Genomic DNA, 18,540 nt, shown 5'->3' with positions numbered 1-18,540 from the left:
TGTATTGTCCAGTGTCACTCAACCGGCCCAGTCTGATAACGTGCGTCTATCGATTGCAGCCGGTATGCTTGGCTCGCAACTTCATGGACGCCCGCTATGACCCTCACAGAACTGCGCTACATCGTCACCCTCGCCCAAGAACAGCATTTCGGCCACGCGGCCGAGCGCTGCCACGTCAGCCAGCCAACCCTGTCGGTGGGCGTGAAAAAACTTGAAGACGAACTCGGTGTGCTGATCTTCGAGCGCAGTAAAAGCGCGGTGCGCCTGACCCCGGTCGGCGAAGGCATCGTCGCCCAGGCGCAAAAGGTGCTGGAGCAAGCCCAGGGCATCCGCGAACTGGCCCAGGCCGGCAAGAACCAGCTGACCGCGCCACTGAAGGTCGGGGCGATCTACACCGTCGGCCCGTACCTGTTCCCACACCTGATTCCGCAACTGCACCGGGTGGCCCCGCAGATGCCGTTGTACATCGAAGAAAACTTCACCCATGTGCTGCGCGACAAGCTGCGCAATGGCGAGCTGGACGCGATCATCATCGCCCTGCCATTCAACGAAGCCGACGTGCTGACCCTGCAACTCTACGACGAGCCGTTCTACGTGCTGATGCCGGCCCAGCATCCCTGGACCCAAAAAGCCACGATCGACGCCAACCTGCTCAACGACAAGAGCCTGTTGCTGCTGGGCGAAGGCCACTGTTTCCGCGACCAGGTGCTCGAAGCCTGCCCGACCCTGACCAAGGGCAACGACGGCGCCAAGCACACCACGGTCGAGTCCAGTTCGCTGGAAACCATCCGGCACATGGTCGCTTCCGGCCTGGGCATCTCGATCCTGCCGCTCTCGGCGGTCGACAGCCACCACTACGCGCCAGGCGTGATCGAAGTGCGCCCGCTGACCCCACCCGTGCCGCTCCGTACTGTCGCCATCGCCTGGCGCGCCAGCTTTCCGCGGCCCAAGGCGATTGAAATCCTCGCCGATTCGATTCGCCTGTGCTCGGTAGCCAAGCCGACCGCAGTTGCCGGTTAAGCGTCGATCATGACTGAGCTGTCGCAGGTGTCGGTCACGGCACTCAAGGGTGTCGGCGAAGCCATGGCCGAAAAGCTGGCCAAGGTCGGCCTGGAGAACCTCCAGGATGTGCTGTTCCACCTGCCGTTGCGTTATCAGGACCGCACCCGAGTGGTGCCCATCGGCCACCTGCGACCCGGCCAGGACGCGGTCATCGAAGGCACTGTCAGTGGCGCCGACGTGGTCATGGGTCGCCGTCGCAGCCTGGTGGTGCGCCTGCAGGACGGCACCGGCGGCCTGAGCCTGCGCTTCTACCATTTCAGCAATGCGCAGAAGGAAGGTCTCAAACGCGGCACCCGGGTGCGCTGCTACGGCGAAGCGCGGCCCGGCGCGTCGGGGCTGGAGATCTATCACCCGGAGTACCGCGCCATCACTGGCGACGAACCGCCACCGGTGGATGAAACCCTGACCCCGGTCTACCCGCTGACCGAAGGCCTGACCCAGCAACGCTTGCGCCAGCTGTGCCAGCAGACCCTGACCCTGCTTGGTCCCAGCAGCCTGCCCGACTGGCTGCCCGACGAGCTGGCGCGGGACTACCAACTGGCACCGCTGGCCGATGCCATCCGCTATCTGCATCACCCGCCCGCCGATGCCGATGTCGACGAGCTCGCCCTCGGTCATCACTGGGCCCAGCACCGGCTGGCATTCGAGGAATTGCTGACCCACCAGCTGTCGCAGCAGCGCCTGCGCGAAAGCATGCGCGCGCTGCGGGCACCGGCCATGCCGAAGGCCACGCGGCTGCCGAAGCAATACCTGGCCAACCTGGGCTTTGCGCCGACTGGCGCCCAGCAGCGCGTCGGCAATGAAATCGCCTACGACATGAGCCAGCACGAGCCCATGCTGCGGCTGATCCAGGGCGATGTCGGCGCCGGCAAGACCGTAGTCGCCGCCCTTGCCGCGCTGCAGGCGCTGGAGGCCGGTTATCAAGTGGCCCTGATGGCGCCCACCGAGATTCTTGCCGAACAACACTTCATCACCTTCAAGCGCTGGCTCGAACCACTGGGCCTGGAAGTCGCCTGGCTGGCCGGCAAGCTCAAGGGCAAGAACCGTGCGGCCGCGCTCGAACAGATTGCCGGCGGCGCGCCGATGGTGGTCGGCACCCACGCGCTGTTCCAGGACGAAGTGCAGTTCAAGAACCTGGCGCTGGTGATCATCGACGAACAGCACCGTTTTGGCGTGCAGCAACGTCTCGCACTGCGCCAGAAAGGCGTGGGCGGACGGATGTGCCCGCACCAGTTGATCATGACCGCCACACCCATTCCGCGCACCCTGGCCATGAGCGCCTACGCCGACCTCGACACTTCGATCCTCGATGAGCTGCCGCCTGGGCGAACCCCGGTCAACACCGTGCTGATCACCGATACCCGGCGCGTCGAAGTGATCGAGCGGGTTCGTGGCGCCTGCGCCGAAGGCCGTCAGGCGTATTGGGTGTGCACGCTGATCGAAGAATCCGAAGAGCTTACCTGCCAGGCGGCCGAGACCACCTACGAAGACCTCACCGCCGCGCTTGGCGAACTCAAGGTCGGGCTGATTCATGGCCGCATGAAACCGGCGGAAAAGGCCGCGGTGATGGCCGAGTTCAAGGCCGGCGCCCTGCAATTGCTGGTGGCGACCACCGTGATCGAAGTCGGGGTCGACGTGCCCAACGCCAGCTTGATGATCATCGAAAACCCCGAACGCCTGGGCCTGGCGCAGCTGCACCAGCTGCGCGGACGGGTCGGTCGCGGTAGCGCCGCCAGCCACTGCGTGCTGCTCTATCATCCGCCGCTTTCGCAGATCGGCCGTCAGCGCCTGGGCATCATGCGTGAAACCAACGACGGCTTCGTCATTGCTGAAAAAGACCTCGAACTGCGCGGCCCTGGCGAAATGCTCGGCACCCGGCAAACCGGCCTGCTGCAATTCAAGGTCGCCGACCTGATGCGCGACGCCGACCTGCTGCCGGCTGTACGCGATGCGGCGCAGGCGTTGCTGGAACGTTGGCCGCAGCATGTCAGCCCACTGCTGGATCGCTGGTTACGGCACGGTCAGCAATACGGCCAAGTGTGACGCGCTTCACGGCGGCAAAGAACCAAAGGTGCTAACAAGCTGGTTATACTCTCGAAATTGTAGGAATCGAGTACTGACCATGACAGAAGCTGCCCAAGCCAACGAAGTCCCGCACACTCCGTCTGTTATCCGACAGTTGCTCGGTGGCTTGGGCATCAACTACACCGAAGTGCCAGAGCGTCCGGGCCTGAACGCCGAACGCAAGGTCCAGGCCGTTTTGCTGGACGATACCATCGGCGTGCTCATGGTGCTGTTCCCGCAAAGCCAGCTGCTGGACCTCAATCGCCTGGCCGAACTCACCGGCCGACGCCTGACTGCGGTGCCCGCGGACCGACTCCAACGCATGCTCGGCAAACACAGCCTGAGCCTGTTGCCCGGCTTGCCCGCGCTCACCAGCTCTCCGTGCCTGTACGAAGAAAGACTGCTGAGCCAGCCGTTGTTGCTGATTCACTCCGGTGAACCGGGCATGCTGCTGGAAGTCAGCAGCGAAGACTTCAAGCGCCTGTTGACCAAGGCCAGTTCGGCGAGGTTCGGCGAAACCCTCAGCAGCATTCGCCCCAACCTCGACCGCCCGGATGACGACCGCGAGGAAATCACCCAGGCCGTCCATGCGTTCACCGCGCGCCGCATCCAGCAGCGCCTGGAAGCCACCATCGAGATTCCGCCGCTGGCCGAATCCGCGCAAAAAATCATCAAATTGCGGGTCGACCCCAACGCCACCATCGACGACATCACTGGCGTGGTGGAAACCGATCCGGCGCTGGCGGCGCAGGTGGTCAGCTGGGCGGCATCGCCGTACTACGCTTCACCGGGCAAGATTCGCTCGGTGGAAGACGCAATCGTCCGGGTACTGGGCTTTGACCTGGTGATCAACCTGGCCCTGGGCCTGGCCCTGGATAAAACCCTGAGCCTGCCCAAGGATCATCCGCAACAGACCACGCCGTACTGGCAGCAGTCGATCTACACCGCTGCCGTCATCGAAGGCCTGACCCGCGCGATACCGCGTGCCCAGCGGCCCGAGGCCGGCCTGACGTACCTGGCGGGCTTGCTGCACAACTTTGGCTACCTGGTGCTGGCCCACGTATTTCCGCCGCACTTCTCGCTGATCTGCCGCCACCTGGAGGTTAACCCGCACCTGTGCCACACCTACGTCGAACAACACCTGCTGGGCATCAGCCGGGAACAGATCGGCGCCTGGCTGATGCGCCACTGGGACATGCCCGACGAACTGGCCACCGCCCTGCGCTTCCAGCACGACCCGGCATACGACGGCGACTATGCCGAGTACCCGAACCTGGTCTGCCTGGCCGTGCGCCTGCTGCGCAACCGCGGGATCGGCTCGGGCCCGGACGAAGTCATCCCGGACAGCCTGCTCGAACGTCTGAGCCTGAGCCGCGAAAAAGCCAATGACGTGGTCAATAAAGTGCTTGAGGCCGAAGTGTTGCTGCGGGAACTGGCTGCGCAATTCTCACAAGGCTGAAGGCAATCGCGGGCAAGCCCGCTCCCACAGGATTCAGTGTGGGAGCGGGCTTGCCCGCGATGAATAAGGCTCAAGCCTTGGGCTTGGCCTTCTTCGGCTTCAGATACTTGGTCAGCCCCTGAAACCACATCACCAGCGCCGGGTTGCCCTTGATCTGGATCGACTTGTCCTGAATCCCGGTCATGAATGCCAGCTGCTTGTTCTTTGCCTGCATCGTCTCGAAAGCGAAGCCGGCGTCCTTGAACGCAATGGCAAACGCCGGCTCCGCATAGAGCCCCGATTGGCTGGTGATGCGCTGATCCTTGACCCGGAAATGTCGTGCCACCTTGCCGTCCAGTGTCTGCAACTGGAACACCAGGTCCTTGTCACCCAACTGCTGCTGGAACGCCGGATTGGTGCGGCTGGCCTTGCCCATCAGCAAGCCCATCACCCACAGAAGAAAACGAAATTTCATGCTCGAGCCCCAGAGGAAAAAATGAACGCTGGGGCAGTGTAACGACTTCGATCAAGAACTCCACTGTTTCGCAACGTTCCCGGAAGTTGAACCGTTTATTCCTGACGATGACTGCCAAGTCACGATTTCGCACTTCATCCAGGCAAGAAAAATGGGCACCCAACCCGGCTGGCGTGCCCATTTTTCTTGCCTGCTGAGCCACCGTGCGGCGGCGCCAGGTGTGTTAAGGGTTGACGCTGTCTTTGAGCGACTTGCCTGGCTTGAAGGCAACGGTGTTGCTGGCCTTGATTTTCACGGGTTCACCGGTTTGCGGGTTTTTACCGGTGCGGGCACCGCGATGGCGCTGCAGGAAAGTGCCGAAGCCGACCAGGGTGACGCTGTCTTTGCGGTGCAGAGCGCCGGTGATCTCTTCGAGGACGGCGTTGAGGACACGATTGGCCTGCTCTTTGGTGAGATCAGCTTTTTCGGCGATGGCGGCGGCGAGTTCTGGTTTACGCATAGTGAAGCCTCTTTGACGGTTTTTTGTTGTTATGTCCGTGCTGTTCTTCCGGAACAGCGCCCAAGGCGCCGCAGGCTCTACTCTGCGGCAGACGGGTGTGAGGATGGCACGCGGTTAAGGGCTGCGCCAGTCTCGGCGCGACCTTTGTAGGGACAAAAGCGGGGTGATTCCGACAGAACGACCAGTATTTAAGCCAGAAGCGCCGGAAGCTCCCTGTTTAGAGCCAATTTGTCCATCACGGCGGCTCCGGTGAGGGCGTAACCGAGCAGTTTTCCGCTGCCGTCACGGCACAGTGCCTTGATGTCCGCACCCTGCCCTTCCACGCTCCAAACGCCTTCCGTACCTCGTGGTGGCGGGGAGACCACCAATGGGCAGACCGGGGTTTTCACGGTGATCGGCATGGCGCCGTAGCTGACTGCAGTGGGGGTGCCGGCCAGGGTTTGCGCCAAGGCCCGGGCACAACTCATCAACGGCATGACGTAGAGCAGATTAAGGCCGTCGACTTCGGCGCAGTCGCCCAGCGCATAGATGTTGGCATGAGAGGTTTTCAGCGAGCGGTCAACCACCACCCCGCGATTGACCTGCAAGCCCGCGGCGGCGGCCAGATCGGTGCGCGGACGCAGGCCAATGGCCGAGACCACGGCATCGCATGGGATGACCTGGCCGTCGGACAAATGCGCCTCGAGGCCGTCTTCGCAACGCTGCAGCCGGTTGAGCACCGGCCCCAGATGGAATTTCGCGCCCAGGCTTTCCAGCCCGGCTTGTACCGCTACCGCTGCGGCCGGGTGCAACAAAGTCGGCATTACCTGTTCGCAGGGTGCAACCAGTTGCACCTCGTAGCCACCGAGGATCAGGTCATTGGCAAATTCGCAGCCGATCAGGCCGGCGCCCAGAATCAGCACCCGTCGCTTGCCGGCGACCGCCGCGCGAAAGCGTGCGTAATCTTCCAGGTCATTGATCGGAAAGATCGCCTCGGGCGCATCACCCTCGATCGGCACACGCACGGTTTGCGCGCCGCACGCCAGGATCAGGTCGCGGTAGACCACCGCTTCTTCACCGATCCACAGGCGCTTGTGGCCCGGATCGATACCGCTGATGCGGGTATGGGTGCGCACTTCGGCCTTGAGCGTTTCGGCCATGGCGCCGGGCTCGGCCATGCTCAAGCCGTCGGCGTCCTTGTTCTTGCCGAAACCGGTGGAGAGCATCGGTTTGGAGTAGGAGCGCCCGTCATCGGCGGTAATCAGCAACAGCGGGGTTTCGCCATCGAGTTTGCGAAACTCCCGGGCCAGGTTGTAGCCAGCCAATCCGGTACCGACGATCACGACAGGTGCATTCATTGCCAACTCCTCCAATGTCTCAGGCGATTTCAATCATTTCAAAGTCCATCTTGCCGACGCCGCAGTCCGGGCACAGCCAGTCTTCCGGTACGTCCTGCCACAGGGTGCCTGGCGCGATGCCGTCATCCGGCCAGCCGTCGGCTTCGTTGTAGATCAGCCCACAGACCACGCATTGCCACTTCTTCATTGCTTGTTTCCTCGAGTTCTCAGGCTTTTTCCGGCACAGACGGTCGCCCACTGTGGGTCCGCCGTCCGGCTCAGGGCGTTTTGTACTGATCGCACCCGCCAGATGCAAGCGCGTTCGACGCAACTGCCCGGTTAGATCAGTAAAAACCGCCAACCGTCATGGTAAGCTCGCCACCTCTTTTGCTGCCAATAATGACTCACTGTGCCGCACTCAAAAGCCCTCGCCCCGACCTGGCTACCTCGAAGCCTGCTGACTCCCCTTCCCGACGCGCACACCCTCGACTGGCTGTTCGATGAAGGCTCGCTCACCCGCCGCCTCACCGGCTTGTCGGACGAGCACTTCAGCGTCACGCCACTGGTCGAAGGCTGGCAACCCCTGCGCGCCGATGAATGCCTGGCGCTCGACCTGCCCGAGCACAGCGAAGGCTGGGTGCGCGAGGTGTACCTGCGCGGGCATGGCGAAGCCTGGGTGTTCGCCCGCAGCGTCGCGGCGCGCAGCGCGTTGCAGGGCGACGGCTTGCACATGGATGAACTGGGCAGCCGCTCCCTGGGCGAATTGCTGTTCTGCGACCAGGCTTTTCAGCGTCGGGCCATCGAGGTTTGCCACTATCCTCAAGCATGGCTGCCCGAACAGGTGCAAGCGTCCGCCCTGTGGGGCCGGCGTTCGCGCTTCGACCGTGGCGCCCTGAGCGTGCTGGTCGCAGAAATCTTCCTGCCGGCCCTGTGGCGCACGGCCAGCGCGCAAGCGGAGATCAGTTGATGTACCAGAACCTGCTGAAATCGTTGAACCGCCTGACCCCACGCGCCTGGGATTTCGTGCAGTTGACGCGCATGGACAAGCCGATCGGCATCTACCTGCTGCTGTGGCCGACCCTGTGGGCACTGTGGATCGCCGGCAAAGGCTCGCCATCACTGGCCAACATCGTGATTTTTGTCCTCGGCGTGGTCCTGACCCGCGCCGGCGGTTGCGTGATCAACGACTGGGCCGACCGCAAGGTCGACGGCCATGTGAAACGCACCGCCCAACGGCCGTTGGCGGCCGGCAGAATCAGTTCCAAAGAGGCACTGGTGTTCTTCGCCCTGTTGATGGCCCTGAGTTTCCTGCTGGTGCTGTGCACCAACGCGGCGACCATCTGGCTGTCTTTCGGCGGCCTGGCACTGGCCGCCAGCTACCCGTTCATGAAGCGCTACACCTACTACCCGCAAGTGGTGCTGGGCGCGGCGTTCTCCTGGGGCATGCCGATGGCGTTCACCGCCGAAACCGGCGAGCTGCCGGCCATCGCCTGGCTGCTGTGGATCGCCAATCTGCTGTGGACGGTGGGTTATGACACCTATTACGCCATGACCGACCGCGACGACGACCTGAAAATCGGCGTGAAATCCACCGCGATCCTGTTCGGCGAAGCCGACCGCATCATTATCCTGACCCTGCAATGCATGGCGCTGGGCTGCCTGCTGCTGGCCGGTTCGCAGTTCGAGCTGGGCGGCTGGTTCCACCTCGGCTTGCTGGCGGCAGCCGGTTGTTTCGCCTGGGAATACTGGTACACCCGCGACCGCGACCGGCTGAAATGCTTCAAGGCATTCCTGCACAACCATTGGGCGGGCTTGGCCATTTTCGTCGGGATTGTGCTGGATTACGCGTGGCGTTGAGGGACGGGCGGTTGACCGCTGCCCGCAATTGCTCCGGGCAGCGACCAGGGGCCAGGGTTATTTCTGCGACATGTGCACCACGTGCCAGACGTCTTTCATCTTGTCACCGGTCATGTCTCCAGGGGCCTTGTCTTTGACAAAGGTGTACAACGGCTTGCCGTCATACGCCCACTGCATCTTGCCGTCGTCACGCTTGACCGTTGACCACTTGCCTTCGGCCTTGGCATCCGCAGGCGCCATCAGCGGCGGCCAGCTGGTAGCGCACTCGCCATTGCACATCGATTTACCGCCAGCATCCTTGTCGAAGGTGTACAGCGTCATACCCTTGTGGTCAGTCATCATGCCGTTTTTATCCGCCATCGCCGGGTCGGCAGCAAAGGCCATGCCCGGCAAGACCAACGCAGCGGTCAACATCAGGGCTTTCAAGGAGCGAGCATAGTGAGTCATGGAAACCTTCTTTTGTGGTTGTCAGGATTCGGACTTAGAGCTTAGCCCAGGATCATGACAATCGCCGTGACACAAATTGGTGTAACACGACTGCAATAATTCCGTTATCTAATGCGGCGCAAGACAGTTAAATGACAAGAGGATTAAACCCATGGTTGGCAGGAGCATTCTGATCGTCGACGACGAAGCGCCCATCCGCGAGATGATCGCCGTGGCCCTGGAAATGGCCGGCTATGACTGCCTGGAGGCCGAGAACTCCCAGCAGGCGCACGCCATCATCGTCGACCGCAAGCCCGACCTGATCCTGCTCGACTGGATGCTGCCCGGGACCTCTGGCATTGAACTGGCCCGTCGCCTCAAGCGTGATGAACTGACCGGGGATATCCCGATCATCATGCTCACCGCCAAGGGCGAAGAGGACAACAAGATCCAGGGCCTGGAAGTCGGCGCTGACGACTACATCACCAAGCCCTTCTCCCCACGGGAACTGGTAGCCCGCCTCAAGGCCGTGCTGCGTCGCACCGGCCCGACCGAAGGCGAAGCGCCGATCGAAGTCGGCGGCCTGCTGCTGGACCCGATCAGCCACCGCGTGACCATCGACGGCAAACCCGCGGAAATGGGCCCCACCGAATACCGCCTGCTGCAGTTTTTCATGACCCACCAGGAACGCGCCTACACCCGCGGGCAATTGCTCGATCAGGTCTGGGGCGGCAATGTGTATGTCGAGGAGCGCACGGTGGATGTGCACATCCGTCGCCTGCGCAAGGCCCTGGGGGATGCCTATGAGAATCTGGTACAAACCGTGCGTGGCACCGGCTACCGCTTTTCAACGAAGGCCTGACTCGGCCCCACATGACCGAGACGCTGACAAGGACGCATATTCTCCGTGAACCAAAACTGGCATGGCACTCTGATCCGCCACATGCTGTTACTGGTCACCGGCTGCCTGGTGATCGGTCTGATCAGCGGCTATTACGGCTGGAGCCTGGCCGCTGGCCTGGGGATTTACCTGGGGTGGACCCTCAAGCAATTGCTGCGCCTGCACGAATGGCTGCGCCTGCACCAACCCGATGAAGCACCGCCCGATGGCTACGGCTTGTGGGGCGAGGTGTTCGACAGCATCTATCACCTGCAACGCCGCGACCAACGGGTGCGCGGACGCCTGCAGGCGGTGATTGACCGCGTCCAGGAGTCCACTGCGGCGCTCAAGGATGCGGTGGTCATGCTCGACAGCGACGGCAACCTGGAGTGGTGGAACCGCGCCGCCGAAACCCTGCTCGGCCTCAAGACGCCGCAGGACAGTGGCCAGCCGGTGACCAACCTGGTGCGTCACCCGCGGTTCAAGGAGTACTTCGAGCAGGACAGCTACGCCGAACCGCTGGAAATCCCCTCGCCGACCAACGACCGGATGCGCATCCAGCTGTACATCACCCGCTACGGCAACAATGAACACCTGATGCTGGTGCGCGACGTGACACGTATCCACCAGCTCGAGCAGATGCGCAAAGACTTCATCGCCAACGTCTCCCACGAACTGCGTACCCCGCTGACGGTGATCAGCGGCTACCTGGAGACCCTGCTCGACAACGTCGAAGACGTGAACCCGCGCTGGACCCGCGCGCTGCAGCAGATGCAGCAGCAAGGCGGGCGCATGCAGACCCTGCTCAATGACCTGCTGTTGCTGGCCAAGCTGGAAGCCACCGATTACCCCTCGGACAACCAGCCAGTGGCCATCGACAGCCTGCTGCAGTCGATCAAGAGCGACGCCGTGGCCCTGTCCGGATCGCGCAACCAGCGCATCACCCTGGAAGCCGACCCGACGATTGCGCTCAAGGGCAGCGAGGCCGAACTGCGCAGCGCGTTTTCCAATCTGGTGTTCAACGCCGTGAAGTACACCCCGGCCGACGGCAATATCCGCATCCGCTGGTGGGGCGACGAGCAAGGCGCGCACCTGAGCGTGCAGGACTCGGGAATCGGCATCGACAACAAGCACCTGCCGCGCCTGACCGAACGTTTCTACCGCGTCGACTCCAGCCGCAACTCCAACACCGGCGGCACCGGCCTCGGCCTGGCGATCGTCAAGCACGTGCTGCTGCGCCACCGGGCACGCATGGAAATCAGCAGCGTGCCGGGTCACGGCAGCACCTTCACCTGCCATTTCGTACCGGCACAGGTCAGCAAATCCCCCGTCGGCAGCCTGACCGACTAGCACCCGGCGCCATCTACCCCTAGGCAATTGCCCTATCAGCCGCTACATTGGCTGACTTGGGCCTGCCTTTCAGGCTCGCTTTTCGACCTTTTATTCGTCTACACGGAACCCGCAAAACTCCATCATGGACCCTTCCCCTGGCTTGTCCCTCGCTACACTCTTCGCCGATTTCGGCATGATTCTTTTTGCACTGATCCTGGTTTTGCTCAACGGTTTCTTCGTTGCGGCCGAGTTCGCCATGGTCAAATTGCGCTCGACCCGGGTCGAGGCGATCGCCGACCAGAACGGCTGGCGCGGGCATATCCTGCGCACCGTGCACAGTCAGCTCGACGCCTACCTGTCGGCGTGCCAACTGGGTATCACCCTGGCCTCCCTCGGCCTGGGCTGGGTCGGTGAGCCGGCCTTCGCGCACATCCTCGAGCCGTTGCTCGCGGCGGTGGGTGTCGACTCGCCGGAAGTGATCAAAGGCGTATCGTTCTTTACCGCCTTCTTCATCATTTCCTACCTGCACATCGTGGTCGGTGAGCTGGCGCCGAAATCCTGGGCCATTCGCAAGCCGGAACTGCTGTCGCTGTGGACCGCGGTGCCGCTGTACCTGTTCTACTGGGCCATGTACCCGGCCATCTACCTGCTCAATGCCAGCGCCAACGCGATTCTGCGGATCGCCGGCCAGGGTGAGCCCGGGCCCCATCACGAACACCATTACAGCCGCGAAGAACTGAAGCTGATCCTGCACTCCAGCCGTGGCCAGGACCCGAGCGACCAGGGCATGCGCGTGCTGGCATCGGCCGTGGAAATGGGTGAACTGGAGGTGGTCGACTGGGCCAACTCGCGCGAAGACCTGGTGACCCTGGAGTTCAATGCGCCGCTCAAGGAAATCCTCGCGATGTTCCGCCGCCACAAGTTCAGCCGCTACCCGGTGTACGACAGCGAGCGCCAGGAGTTCGTCGGCCTGCTGCACATCAAGGACCTGCTGCTGGAACTGGCGGCGCTGGACCATATTCCCGAGTCGTTCAACCTGGCCGAGCTGACGCGCCCGCTGGAGCGCGTTTCCCGGCACATGCCGCTGTCGCAGTTGCTGGAGCAGTTCCGCAAGGGCGGCTCGCACTTCGCCGTGGTCGAAGAGGCCGATGGCAACATCATTGGTTACCTGACCATGGAGGACGTGCTGGAAGTGCTGGTTGGCGACATCCAGGACGAACACCGCAAGGCCGAGCGCGGCATCCTCGCTTACCAGCCGGGCAAGTTGCTGGTGCGCGGTGACACGCCACTGTTCAAGGTCGAGCGCCTGCTGGGGATCGACCTCGATCACGTCGAAGCCGAAACCCTTGCCGGGCTGGTCTATGAAAGCCTCAAGCGCGTTCCGGAAGAGGAAGAAGTGCTGGAAGTCGAAGGCTTGCGGATCATCATCAAGAAGATGAAAGGGCCGAAGATCGTCCTGGCCAAGGTGTTGATGCTCAACTGACTGAAATAAACACAAGTAAACCTGTAGGAGCGAGCCTGCTCGCGAAGCTTTTGGCGCCCTCAAAGACGCCTTCGCCGGCAAGCCGGCTCCTACACAGTTCATTTGCCGAAGGCAAAATTCACCAGGCCGCCTACCGGCTGGTTGAACTGATACGGAATCGACACCAACCCCATCCCGGTATTTCGCTGCACCACGAAATGCAGGTGCGGGCCGCTGCTGTTGCCGGTATTGCCCGATAACGCCAGCGCACTGCCCACCGCCACCCGCTGCCCTTCGCGTACGCGCACCGAGCCTTGCTTGAGGTGCAGGTACACGCCCATGGTCCCGTCATCGTGCAGCACCCGCACGAAGTTGCCTGACGGATGGCTGCCACGACCGCTCTGTGAATTTTCGGTCTTCACCACGACTCCGCCACGGGCGGCGATGATCGGCGTGCCTTCGGGCATGGCGATGTCCACGGCATAGCGGCTCTTCGGCCCGAAGTGGCTGTATTGACCGTTGGCCCCCTGACTGATGCGAAACGGGCCGCCACGCCAGGGCAACGGGTAGCGATAGGCCTTGGCGGTGCCTGACGGATCGCCCAGCGAATACTTGAGCCTGGGAATGTACGCCAGCGGTCTTGCGGCTTGCGTCGCCGTGAGCTGCACCAGGCGCACGCTGGTGCGCAGCGGAATGACCCGACGGATAGGCTTGCGCGGCGCACCGCTGACGTTCTTCACGGCGGCGAAACTCAACTCGATCTCGACCGGTGCATACAGGTCGTTGCGCACGTAGACGCTGTCCACGCCGTTCTTTTTCAGGATCACGTAATACACCTGGCGCTCCAGGTGCTCGTCCATCTGATCGCGAAAAATGAACACTTTCGAGCCTTGCGTGGGGCGGTCGCTGTAGCTGACCACGCCATTGGCATCAGTGGATTGATAAATCGTCCCGGCGCCCGCCGTAGCGCACGCCATGAACAGGGCACAACAGAGCAGCAGGCGCGCGAGCATGGGCAGGATTCTGTCGACGGAAGGCTTGGAAATCAGCCTAGCAGCCAGAATTGCCCTGCGTGGTCGGCAGCTGTTGCAAAGCGTGCTGCGCCGGTTACGCCCCCGGAATGAAGTGCTTCTGCGCGGTCCCACGGGCGATCAGGCGCGAGATGTAGTCGAGCTTCTGGGCGTCCTGGTCGACGAAGCGAAACGTCAGCTGCAACCAGTCGCTGTCGGGCTTCGGCTCATGGGCGACGATGGCGTGCAGGTAGCCGTTGAGGCGCGCCGTTTCGGCGTTGTCGCCCTGCTCCAGGTCGAGTACGGCGCTGTCCAGCACCTGCGGCAGGGTTTCGGTGCGCTTGACCACCAACAGCGCCTCCTTGATGCTCAGGGCCTTGATCACGCAGGGCTGGCTGCCGCTGGGCAGGCGCAACTGACCCTGGCCGCGACCACCGGACGCCGCAGGCGCGGCCGGCTTGACCGGGGGACTGCTGAGTATGCCCTTGCTCGCCTCTGGAGCGCTGGCGCCCTGCAGGTAGGCGTTGGCAGCCACTGCTGCCGCCGGTGCCGGCGAAGCTGTCTTGCCCGCCGTCAGAGCGCTGAGCGAGTCGTTGGCGAATGCCGGTGCCAGCCGGGTCGGCGCCTGATTCATCAAGGCATCGAGCTTGCCGATCTTGTTCAGGGCCTGCTTGACCTTGGTCAGCAACTGCTCGTTGGTGAACGGCTTGCTGACATAGCCGGAAACGCCGGCCTGGATCGCCTGGACCACGTTCTCCTTGTCGCCGCGGCTGGTGACCATGATGAATGGCATGCCCCTTAGCGCGGGCTGCTCGCGGCACCAGGTGAGCAACTCGAGCCCGGACATCTCCGGCATCTCCCAGTCGCACAGCACCAGGTCGAAAGGCTCACGAGCGAGCAAGGCCTGGGCCTTCTTGCCGTTGACCGCGTCTTCGATGCGCATGCCCGGGAAGTAGTTGCGCAGGCACTTTTTCACCAGGTCCCGAATGAACGCAGCATCGTCCACGACCAACACACTGACCTTACTCATCGACCACCCCTTGTGCATGCCCCGACCAGGCACTTTGTCAAAACACTTCAGTCACGCCGGGACTTTTCTCGTTCGCGGGCGCCAAAAATCCAATCGCCCAAACGAAAACGCCCGGCCAAAAGGCCGGGCGCTTCGATTGGGCAATCTTACTTATCGTCCGTTTCGCCCGGAACATTAGCGGATTCACCGCTAGTGCCCTCAACTTCTTCCTTCATGCGCTTGAGGCCCATGTGCCGCACATCGGTGCCGCGCACCAGGTAGATCACCAGCTCGGAGATATTGCGCGCGTGGTCGCCGATGCGTTCCAGGGAGCGCAGGACCCAGATAATGCTCAACACCCGCGAGATCGAGCGCGGATCTTCCATCATGTAGGTGGCCAGTTCGCGCAGCGCGGTCTTGTATTCGCGGTCGATGATTTTGTCGTACTGGGCCACGGACAAGGCCAGGTCAGCGTCGAAACGGGCGAACGCATCCAGGGCGTCACGGACCATGTTGCGCACCTGATCGCCGATATGCCGCACTTCGACGTAGCCACGCGGGGCCTCGCCTTCTTCACACAGCTGGATGGCGCGGCGGGCGATCTTGGTCGCTTCGTCACCGATGCGTTCCAGGTCGATCACCGACTTGGAGATGCTGATGATCAACCGCAGGTCGGACGCCGCCGGCTGGCGCCGGGCGAGAATGCGCAGGCATTCTTCGTCGATATTGCGCTCCATCTGGTTGATCTGGTCGTCGATCTCGCGCACTTGCTGCGCCAGTCCGGAGTCCGCCTCGATCAGCGCGGTGACCGCGTCATTGACCTGCTTCTCCACCAGCCCACCCATCGCCAGCAAATGGCTGCGCACTTCTTCCAGCTCAGCGTTGAACTGCGCGGAAATGTGGTGGGTTAAACCTTCCTTCGAAATCATGGGTTTGCTCCGCAAAAGCTGTGAGCTGTGAGCTGCAAGCGTCAAGCTGCAAGCTGCAAGCTGATGTGTGTCGTTACTCGGACCGCTCTGACTTGCCGCTTGCAGCTTGGCGCTCGCGGCTGCCTCAATCAGCCATACCGCCCGGTGATGTAGTCTTCGGTCTGTTTTTTCGCCGGGTTGGTGAACAGCGTGTCGGTGTCGCCGAATTCCACCAGTTTGCCCATGTACATGAACGCCGTGTAGTCGGAAACCCGCGCCGCCTGTTGCATGTTGTGGGTCACGATGACGATGGTGAACTTGGATTTCAGCTCGTAGATCAGCTCTTCGACTTTCAGCGTCGAGATCGGGTCGAGTGCCGAGCACGGCTCATCGAGCAGCAGCACTTCCGGCTCGACGGCGATGGTGCGGGCGATCACCAGACGCTGCTGCTGACCACCGGACAGGCCCAGTGCCGACTCGTGCAGGCGGTCCTTGACCTCGTCCCACAGCGCCGCGCCCTTCAGTGCCCACTCGACCGCTTCGTCGAGCACGCGCTTTTTGTTGATGCCCTGGATGCGCAGACCGTAGACCACGTTTTCATAGATGGTCTTGGGGAACGGGTTGGGCTTCTGGAACACCATGCCGACGCGACGACGCAGCTCGGCGACATCCTCGCCCTTGCGGTAGATGTTGTTGCCGTACAGGTTGATCGCACCCTCGACCCGGCAACCGTCCACCAGATCGTTCATCCGGTTGAAGGTGCGCAGCAGGGTCGACTTGCCACAGCCGGACGGGCCGATGAAGGCGGTCACGCGCTGTTTCGGGATGTTCATGCTGACGTCGAACAGCGCTTGTTTCTCGCCGTAGAACAGGCTCAGGCCCGGCACTTCGATGGCCACGGTTTCCTGTTCGAGGTTCAGGCTCTGTTTGTCGCGACCCAGGGCTGACATGTTGATGCCGTGGGTGTGGGTTTCGTGTTGCATGGGAGGCTCCCTGTGCTAACAAATTCGGTTCAGTGAGCCGCAGGCCTCACAAGATGGGCCGGCGGTGTCGCCGCTCTGCAGGAGCCGGCTTGCCGGCGAAGGCGTCCTTGAAATCGCCTTCGCTGGCAAGCCAGCTCCTACAGGCTTTAGCTATCCAGTGCTTTGTATTTTTCGCGCAGGTGGTTACGGATCCACACGGCCGACAAGTTCAAGGTGGCGATCACCAGCACCAGCAGCAAGGCCGTGGCGTACACCAGCGGTCGCGCGGCTTCGACGTTCGGGCTCTGGAAGCCGACGTCATAGATATGGAAGCCCAGGTGCATGATTTTCTGGTCCAGGTGCAGGTACGGGTAGTTGCCGTCCAGCGGCAGCGACGGCGCCAGCTTGACCACCCCCACCAGCATCAACGGCGCCACTTCACCGGCGGCACGGGCCACCGCGAGGATCATGCCGGTCATCATCGCCGGGCTGGCCATTGGCAGGACGATCTTCCACAGCGTCTCCGCCTTGGTCGCGCCGAGGGCCAACGAACCTTCACGCACGGTACGGGGAATCCGCGCCAGACCTTCTTCAGTCGCCACGATCACCACCGGCACCGCCAGCAGCGCCAGGGTCAGCGAGGCCCAGAGCAGGCCCGGGGTACCGAAGGTCGGCGCCGGCAGGGCTTCGGGGAAGAACAGGCGATCGACCGAACCGCCCAGTACATAGACGAAGAAACCGAGACCGAACACGCCGTAAACGATCGCTGGAACGCCCGCCAGGTTGTTCACCGCGATGCGGATCACCCGGGTCAGGGTGTTCTGCTTGGCGTATTCGCGCAGGTACACCGCCGCCAGTACGCCGAACGGGGTGACGATCATCGCCATGATCAGGGTCATCATCACGGTGCCGAAGATTGCCGGGAAGATCCCGCCTTCGGTGTTGGCTTCACGCGGGTCGTCGCTGAGGAACTCCCACACCTTGCTGAAGTAGAAACCGATCTTGGTGAAGGTGCCCATGGCATTCGGCTGGAAGGCATGAACCACCTTGCCCAGCTCGATGTCGACTTCCTTGCCGTTGCCATCGCGGGCCGTCAGGCTGTCGCGGTTGAACTGCGCGTGCAGTTCGCTCAGGCGCTTCTCGATGTCCTGGTAGCGGGCATTCAACTCGGCGCGCTCGGACTCCATGTCGGCCTGGGCCGCGGCGTCCAGCTTGCCGTTGAGCTCCAGTTTGCGACCGTGCAGGCGGATGCGCTCGAGACCGGCGTTGATCGCGCCAATATCGGACTTCTCCAGAGTCTTGAGTTCGGCGGCCAGCTTGCTGACGCGCTCGATCCGCGCTTGCAGCTCGGGCCAGGCGGCCTCGCCTTCGGCGACGATCTTGCCGTCCTGCTTGACGTTGACCAGGTAGCCGTAGAAGTTGCCCCACTCGCGACGCTCCAGCGCCATCAACTCCGGTGGCGTGGTCTGGTCAGTCAGCCACTCGCCGACGATCCAGGTGAAATCAGTGCCGTTCAGGTCGCGGTTGCCGACCTTGATCAGCTCGCGGGTCATGAACTCAGGGCCCACATCCGGCACCGGCAAGCCGGCGCTTTTCAGGCGCTCACGAGGCACCTGCTCTTTCTGCACCACTTCGCCGATGACCACCTGGCTGCCCTGGCCCGGCACTGCGTACTGCGCATGCACCAGGTCGGCGGGCCAGAAGTGGCCCAGGCCGCGCACGGCAATCACGGCCAGCAAACCAATGGTCATGATGACCGCGATGGCCACCGCGCCACCGCTGATCCAGACGCCGGGAGCGCCGCTCTTGAACCATCCATTCAGGGAGTTCTGTTTCACAG

Annotated in this window: 18 protein-coding genes; 8 read left to right on the top strand and 10 right to left on the bottom strand. The window is 62.6% G+C overall.

Annotated elements, in window-relative coordinates:
- Positions 1 to 96: 96 nt before the first annotated feature.
- The 3 genes from ACZYR5_RS05330 to ACZYR5_RS05320 all read left to right on the top strand — a co-directional run bounded on the left by ACZYR5_RS05330 (position 97) and on the right by ACZYR5_RS05320 (position 4,585).
- Positions 97 to 1,020, top strand: coding sequence for a hydrogen peroxide-inducible genes activator (locus ACZYR5_RS05330; RefSeq protein ID WP_489088854.1), 924 nt, complete (start codon positions 97 to 99; stop codon positions 1,018 to 1,020).
- Between the two features lie 9 nt (positions 1,021 to 1,029).
- Entirely contained in the window at positions 1,030 to 3,105 is a 2,076-nt protein-coding gene (recG, locus tag ACZYR5_RS05325; protein ID WP_489088855.1) for an ATP-dependent DNA helicase RecG, read from the top strand.
- A 79-nt stretch (positions 3,106 to 3,184) separates the two neighbouring features.
- Positions 3,185 to 4,585 carry an aminoacyl-tRNA deacylase and HDOD domain-containing protein gene (locus ACZYR5_RS05320; protein ID WP_489088856.1) on the top strand — a complete coding sequence of 467 codons (1,401 nt, stop codon included), beginning with the start codon at positions 3,185 to 3,187 and terminating at the stop codon, positions 4,583 to 4,585.
- A gap of 70 nt (positions 4,586 to 4,655) precedes the next feature.
- Here ACZYR5_RS05320 and ACZYR5_RS05315 read toward each other — a convergent pair whose 3' ends face one another.
- The 4 genes from ACZYR5_RS05315 to ACZYR5_RS05300 form a co-directional block, all read right to left on the bottom strand.
- Positions 4,656 to 5,039 (bottom strand): SCP2 sterol-binding domain-containing protein, encoded by a 384-nt coding sequence (locus tag ACZYR5_RS05315; protein ID WP_489088857.1) that lies wholly within the window; start codon positions 5,037 to 5,039, stop codon positions 4,656 to 4,658.
- 223 nt (positions 5,040 to 5,262) lie between these two features.
- Positions 5,263 to 5,538: an HU family DNA-binding protein gene (locus ACZYR5_RS05310; RefSeq protein WP_003213368.1), complete on the bottom strand. Its 276-nt coding sequence runs from the start codon at positions 5,536 to 5,538 to the stop codon at positions 5,263 to 5,265.
- A 188-nt stretch (positions 5,539 to 5,726) separates the two neighbouring features.
- Positions 5,727 to 6,875 carry an NAD(P)/FAD-dependent oxidoreductase gene (locus ACZYR5_RS05305; protein WP_489088858.1) on the bottom strand — a complete coding sequence of 383 codons (1,149 nt, stop codon included), beginning with the start codon at positions 6,873 to 6,875 and terminating at the stop codon, positions 5,727 to 5,729.
- 19 nt (positions 6,876 to 6,894) lie between these two features.
- Positions 6,895 to 7,062: a rubredoxin gene (locus ACZYR5_RS05300; RefSeq protein WP_027616797.1), complete on the bottom strand. Its 168-nt coding sequence runs from the start codon at positions 7,060 to 7,062 to the stop codon at positions 6,895 to 6,897.
- A gap of 201 nt (positions 7,063 to 7,263) precedes the next feature.
- On the opposite strand from ACZYR5_RS05300, the gene ACZYR5_RS05295 reads away from it, so the two are divergent.
- Both ACZYR5_RS05295 and ubiA read left to right on the top strand, forming a co-directional pair.
- Entirely contained in the window at positions 7,264 to 7,821 is a 558-nt protein-coding gene (locus ACZYR5_RS05295) for a chorismate--pyruvate lyase family protein (RefSeq protein ID WP_489088859.1), read from the top strand.
- Positions 7,821 to 8,711 (top strand): 4-hydroxybenzoate octaprenyltransferase, encoded by an 891-nt coding sequence (ubiA, locus tag ACZYR5_RS05290; protein ID WP_489088860.1) that lies wholly within the window; start codon positions 7,821 to 7,823, stop codon positions 8,709 to 8,711. Before ACZYR5_RS05295 ends, ubiA begins: the two co-directional genes overlap by 1 nt.
- 57 nt (positions 8,712 to 8,768) lie before the next feature.
- Here ubiA and ACZYR5_RS05285 read toward each other — a convergent pair whose 3' ends face one another.
- On the bottom strand, positions 8,769 to 9,158 hold the full coding sequence (locus ACZYR5_RS05285; RefSeq protein ID WP_489088861.1) for a COG4315 family predicted lipoprotein: 390 nt from the start codon (positions 9,156 to 9,158) through the stop codon (positions 8,769 to 8,771).
- Positions 9,159 to 9,309: 151 nt separating this feature from the next.
- Here ACZYR5_RS05285 and phoB point away from each other — a divergent pair, with 151 nt between their 5' ends.
- The 3 genes from phoB to ACZYR5_RS05270 all read left to right on the top strand — a co-directional run bounded on the left by phoB (position 9,310) and on the right by ACZYR5_RS05270 (position 12,832).
- A complete protein-coding gene (gene phoB, locus ACZYR5_RS05280; RefSeq protein WP_489088862.1) occupies positions 9,310 to 9,999 on the top strand; it encodes a phosphate regulon transcriptional regulator PhoB in 690 nt (229 codons plus the stop codon).
- A gap of 81 nt (positions 10,000 to 10,080) precedes the next feature.
- Positions 10,081 to 11,367: a phosphate regulon sensor histidine kinase PhoR gene (gene phoR / locus ACZYR5_RS05275; RefSeq protein ID WP_489089057.1), complete on the top strand. Its 1,287-nt coding sequence runs from the start codon at positions 10,081 to 10,083 to the stop codon at positions 11,365 to 11,367.
- 124 nt (positions 11,368 to 11,491) lie between these two features.
- The gene (locus ACZYR5_RS05270) at positions 11,492 to 12,832 is read left to right on the top strand and encodes a hemolysin family protein (RefSeq protein WP_489088863.1); all 1,341 of its coding nucleotides are present in this window, start codon (positions 11,492 to 11,494) and stop codon (positions 12,830 to 12,832) included.
- 98 nt (positions 12,833 to 12,930) lie between these two features.
- Here ACZYR5_RS05270 and ACZYR5_RS05265 read toward each other — a convergent pair whose 3' ends face one another.
- From ACZYR5_RS05265 to pstA, 5 genes are all read right to left on the bottom strand, one after another.
- Positions 12,931 to 13,824, bottom strand: a complete 894-nt coding sequence (locus ACZYR5_RS05265) for a peptidoglycan DD-metalloendopeptidase family protein (RefSeq protein ID WP_489088864.1) — start codon at positions 13,822 to 13,824, stop codon at positions 12,931 to 12,933.
- A gap of 94 nt (positions 13,825 to 13,918) precedes the next feature.
- Positions 13,919 to 14,851, bottom strand: coding sequence for a response regulator (locus ACZYR5_RS05260; protein WP_489088865.1), 933 nt, complete (start codon positions 14,849 to 14,851; stop codon positions 13,919 to 13,921).
- 146 nt (positions 14,852 to 14,997) lie between these two features.
- Positions 14,998 to 15,759: a phosphate signaling complex protein PhoU gene (gene phoU / locus ACZYR5_RS05255; RefSeq protein ID WP_027616788.1), complete on the bottom strand. Its 762-nt coding sequence runs from the start codon at positions 15,757 to 15,759 to the stop codon at positions 14,998 to 15,000.
- A gap of 128 nt (positions 15,760 to 15,887) precedes the next feature.
- Positions 15,888 to 16,721, bottom strand: coding sequence for a phosphate ABC transporter ATP-binding protein PstB (pstB, locus tag ACZYR5_RS05250; RefSeq protein ID WP_027616787.1), 834 nt, complete (start codon positions 16,719 to 16,721; stop codon positions 15,888 to 15,890).
- Positions 16,722 to 16,867: 146 nt separating this feature from the next.
- Positions 16,868 to 18,538, bottom strand: a complete 1,671-nt coding sequence (gene pstA / locus ACZYR5_RS05245) for a phosphate ABC transporter permease PstA (protein ID WP_489088866.1) — start codon at positions 18,536 to 18,538, stop codon at positions 16,868 to 16,870.
- Between the last annotated feature and the right edge of the window lie 2 nt (positions 18,539 to 18,540).

This window comes from Pseudomonas sp. F007 (assembly GCF_057814275.1).
This window is presented reverse-complemented; position numbering and strand designations above follow the sequence as displayed.

Excerpts from the sequence above, each read along its gene's own strand:
- phoR (WP_489089057.1), top strand. The coding sequence starts at position 10,081 with ATGCTGTTACTGGTCACCGGCTGCCTGGTGATCGGTCTGATCAGCGGC.
- ACZYR5_RS05310 (WP_003213368.1), bottom strand. The coding sequence starts at position 5,538 with ATGCGTAAACCAGAACTCGCCGCCGCCATCGCCGAAAAAGCTGATCTC.
- ACZYR5_RS05300 (WP_027616797.1), bottom strand. The coding sequence starts at position 7,062 with ATGAAGAAGTGGCAATGCGTGGTCTGTGGGCTGATCTACAACGAAGCC.
- phoB (WP_489088862.1), top strand. The coding sequence starts at position 9,310 with ATGGTTGGCAGGAGCATTCTGATCGTCGACGACGAAGCGCCCATCCGC.
- recG (WP_489088855.1), top strand. The coding sequence starts at position 1,030 with ATGACTGAGCTGTCGCAGGTGTCGGTCACGGCACTCAAGGGTGTCGGC.
- phoU (WP_027616788.1), bottom strand. The coding sequence starts at position 15,759 with ATGATTTCGAAGGAAGGTTTAACCCACCACATTTCCGCGCAGTTCAAC.
- ACZYR5_RS05320 (WP_489088856.1), top strand. The coding sequence starts at position 3,185 with ATGACAGAAGCTGCCCAAGCCAACGAAGTCCCGCACACTCCGTCTGTT.
- ACZYR5_RS05315 (WP_489088857.1), bottom strand. The coding sequence starts at position 5,039 with ATGAAATTTCGTTTTCTTCTGTGGGTGATGGGCTTGCTGATGGGCAAG.
- ACZYR5_RS05285 (WP_489088861.1), bottom strand. The coding sequence starts at position 9,158 with ATGACTCACTATGCTCGCTCCTTGAAAGCCCTGATGTTGACCGCTGCG.
- ACZYR5_RS05330 (WP_489088854.1), top strand. The coding sequence starts at position 97 with ATGACCCTCACAGAACTGCGCTACATCGTCACCCTCGCCCAAGAACAG.
- ACZYR5_RS05260 (WP_489088865.1), bottom strand. The coding sequence starts at position 14,851 with ATGAGTAAGGTCAGTGTGTTGGTCGTGGACGATGCTGCGTTCATTCGG.
- ACZYR5_RS05270 (WP_489088863.1), top strand. The coding sequence starts at position 11,492 with ATGGACCCTTCCCCTGGCTTGTCCCTCGCTACACTCTTCGCCGATTTC.
- pstB (WP_027616787.1), bottom strand. The coding sequence starts at position 16,721 with ATGCAACACGAAACCCACACCCACGGCATCAACATGTCAGCCCTGGGT.
- ACZYR5_RS05305 (WP_489088858.1), bottom strand. The coding sequence starts at position 6,875 with ATGAATGCACCTGTCGTGATCGTCGGTACCGGATTGGCTGGCTACAAC.
- ACZYR5_RS05265 (WP_489088864.1), bottom strand. The coding sequence starts at position 13,824 with ATGCTCGCGCGCCTGCTGCTCTGTTGTGCCCTGTTCATGGCGTGCGCT.
- ubiA (WP_489088860.1), top strand. The coding sequence starts at position 7,821 with ATGTACCAGAACCTGCTGAAATCGTTGAACCGCCTGACCCCACGCGCC.